The organism is Mycoplana sp. 10N416, from assembly GCF_056394765.1.
In genome coordinates this window covers 1-3,215 of record NZ_JBFTIM010000038.1, presented here as the reverse complement: position 1 = coordinate 3,215, position 3,215 = coordinate 1, and the positions used below count along the sequence as shown (strand labels likewise).

Annotated in this window: 3 protein-coding genes; 2 read left to right on the top strand and 1 reads right to left on the bottom strand. The window is 59.8% G+C overall.

Features of this window, described 5'->3' with window-relative positions; translation table 11 throughout:
* Both AC1DDS_RS25670 and AC1DDS_RS25665 read left to right on the top strand, forming a co-directional pair.
* Positions 1-821, top strand: an 821-nt coding sequence (locus tag AC1DDS_RS25670) for a sensor histidine kinase (RefSeq protein ID WP_477481424.1), incomplete at its 5' end; no start/stop codon positions are given.
* A complete protein-coding gene (locus AC1DDS_RS25665; RefSeq protein WP_477481423.1) occupies positions 818-1,180 on the top strand; it encodes a response regulator in 363 nt (120 codons plus the stop codon). The genes AC1DDS_RS25670 and AC1DDS_RS25665, both read left to right, overlap by 4 nt.
* 858 nt (positions 1,181-2,038) lie before the next feature.
* On the opposite strand, the gene AC1DDS_RS25660 is transcribed toward AC1DDS_RS25665, so the two are convergent.
* A complete protein-coding gene (locus AC1DDS_RS25660; protein ID WP_477481425.1) occupies positions 2,039-3,175 on the bottom strand; it encodes a DSD1 family PLP-dependent enzyme in 1,137 nt (378 codons plus the stop codon).
* Positions 3,176-3,215 lie beyond the last annotated feature (40 nt).

The following is a 3,215-nucleotide window of genomic DNA, read 5'->3' as shown; positions in this document are numbered from 1 at the left end:
GCGCGGAGGATCGCGCGGCGAATGTTCCAGAACGCGAAATGTGGTCCGCACTTCACGACGGTCGGGCGGCCAACGAGCGCTGGCACCATCGCAAGGATGGCTCGCGGTTTTGGGGATCGGGCGTCATGCTTCCCGTCGAGGCGAGCAGCCCGGACCGATACTTGAAGATCTTCCGGGACCGGACGGAGGAGCGAAGAGCCGAACGACGTCAGCAATTGTTGATCGGCGAACTTAATCACCGCGTGAAGAATACGCTTGCAACCGTGCAGTCGCTTGCCGAGCAGACATTGAAGAATGCTGACACGCCAAAGACATTCGCAACGGCATTCACCACCAGACTGCTTGCCCTCGCCGAAGCACACGACCTGCTAACCCGCCAAGCTTGGCAGGCCGTGCAACTGGGCGATATTGCCCGGGCGGTCCTGAAAGCATGGATCGAAGATGGCCGAGCGGTCCTGAAAGGGCCGCCAATTCGCATAAGCCCGAAGCAAGCCCTGGCGCTCGCCATGGCATTCAATGAACTGCTGACCAATGCGATTAAATATGGTGCGCTATCGCGACCGGAAGGCAGGATCATGCTTTCCTGGAAGTGCAACGGCGTCTGCACGGTTCGATGGGAAGAGCGTGGCGGACCTCCGGCGGTCGCCCCTTCTCGGCAAGGCTTCGGAATTCGCGTTCTGAACCGGGCCTTGGCCCATGAGTTGGGCTATCCGGCGGATCTCAGGTTCGAGCCGACCGGTGTCATCTGCACGATCAGGATGGACTTCGTCGGAGGCGATCCGCAACCCAGCACGCCCAGGGACAGGGGAATCCAGACGTGACTGCGCTCTTGGCAGGACGACGCATTCTCGTGGTCGAAGACGAGGCGCTGATCGCGATGTCGATCGAGGATGCCCTGGTCGATGCTGGGGCCCAAGTGGTCGGACCCAGCATCAGTGTGGAAAGGGCACTGAAATCTCTCCAGCACGAGCACGTGGACGCAATCGTGCTGGACATGAACCTCAACGGGACCAGCGCACGACCTATCGCTGAAGCGGCGGCCAAAAGGGCCATTCCCTTCCTTGTCCTGAGCGGCTACGGCGCGCAGGCCATCAATGAGATTCCTGGAAATGCGCCCGTCCTCTCCAAGCCATTTGATACCGACGAGCTGGTCGACGTCCTACGGAAACTCGTGGAATAGCCTTGCGGCAAATCTCCGACAACCGTGGGCGCCATATGAGCGTCAACGACGACTGCAGCTGCCTTCGTCGACTCAACGTCGGCTCACTCTCGGCAACCAACAGGGCGCCCTTTTTGTCAAGGGCGACGCCGACAGGGCGGCCCATCGCTTTGTTATCGCGGCCGACAAAACCACTGAGGACATCTGTCCGCCGCCCCCTGGGCTCCCGTTTCGGAACGGAACGAAGATGATTTGTTCCAGGAGCCGTGCTGGCCGACAAACGCACCATTTCCATAAGCGCGCCCGAGCGACATTCCGTTTGAGAGTCCAGATCCAGTGATGCGGTGTGGGAAGCGAGCGCGTGGTCGGGCTGGACGCTTGGCTACTAGACCCGGGCGCTGCGGCTTAATTCGCGGATCAATGTTCTGGCTGAAGTAGCTATAGGGCAGCCGTAGAAGGCCCCCAGCTTGACGCCGAAGAGCGCGATCTTGACGTATTCGTCAACACCTCAGCTGAGGAAAGCAACCTGCACCCCGGCGATTTGCGCCTATCGGAATTTCCTCGACTGAGGCCTCGCGGCCTGATGACGCTGGCCATCTTCAGCACCGATACCGAGCGGGTGTGAACCTGCTTTCGCTTGCTGCGCGAGCTGTGTGATCGCGCCGTCGCCACTCACCCCGGTCTGACGCAGCTTTCCATGGGCATGTCTGGCGATTTCGAGGTTGCGATCGAGGAGGGCTCGAACGTCGTGCGGATTGGACAGGCAATCTTTGGCGCACGCCCGACCAGCGATGCATTTACTGGCCGGGTCCGATGACCTCAAACGATTCAGCCCCAAACACGTAGGCTGCCTCACCGTTGTCCGGCAATGTAGTGGGATTAGAACACCTTACCACGCGCGGTCACGGGCCACAGTGCTTCTACTTTCGTCCCGCGGACACAAACATACCAATCGTGCAAATTGCAGGTTGGGTCGCAGTGTCCGGGAACCAGCTTGAGCTTCGCATTGATTGACAGCGTATTCCCCGGATCGTCGATCGTCCCGTGCTCGTCGGAAGCATCCACGAACGTGAGATCTGGACGGCCGAAGACCGTCGGCAGGCCACTGTCGACGGAATGCGCCTTCAAACCAGCATCGCAAACCGCTCTTCCGGGCTCTGCTCGGCTTATGATCGACGTAAGCACGAAAAGTGCGTTTTCGAACCCACCAACGCGCCCACCGTCGTCGGCGCGGATCATACCGTAATGCGCGTCCATGAAGATGTAGGAGCCACATTGGAGTTCGTTGTAGATGCCGGACATGCCTTCGAGATCGAACGTTCCCGTACCTGCCCCACCGACGATCGTGCACTTTAGGCCGRCCTCCCGCATCAGGCCYACCGTCCTGTCCGCTGCRGCCGTCGATTTCACAATCGCAGATCGTCGCTCGTCTGCATCTACGATGTGCTGGGCGGAGCCRTGGTAAGCCTGGATGCCAGCAAAMACCAGGTTTGGCGAKGCTGCGACCTGCTGCGCAAGCTTTACCGCGGGCATGCCGGGTCTGACACCGCATCGCCCGGCACCGCAATCGATTTCGACGAGCACTTCGAGGGTCACAGCATGCTCGGTCATGACCCTGGACAAGTCCGACACGTTAGTCGCRTCGTCCACGCACACAATGATGCGGGCGAGCTTSGCAAGCCGTGCTAGACGCGCGATCTTCTTCGGTCCACACACCTGGTTGGTGATGAGGACGTCCGTGACTCCTGCCCTTACTAGAGCTTCCGCTTCCGATACCTTCTGGCAGCAGATGCCACAGGCGCCGCCTCTGGCCACCTGGTAGAGAGCGATATCGGCAGACTTGTGCGTCTTCGCATGTGCACGAAGACGCACATTCATACCCTCAGCTTTAGCGCGCATRCCAGCGCAATTCCGCTCGAAAGCGTCAAGATCGATGATCAGAGCCGGTGTCTGTACATCATCGAGAGAATCCCCGATGGCGGCCGGGATGTCGTAACCAACTTCAAGATCGTCCATTGCTCCTGCCACTCCGTGAGACTCCAAACCTTCAACCTTC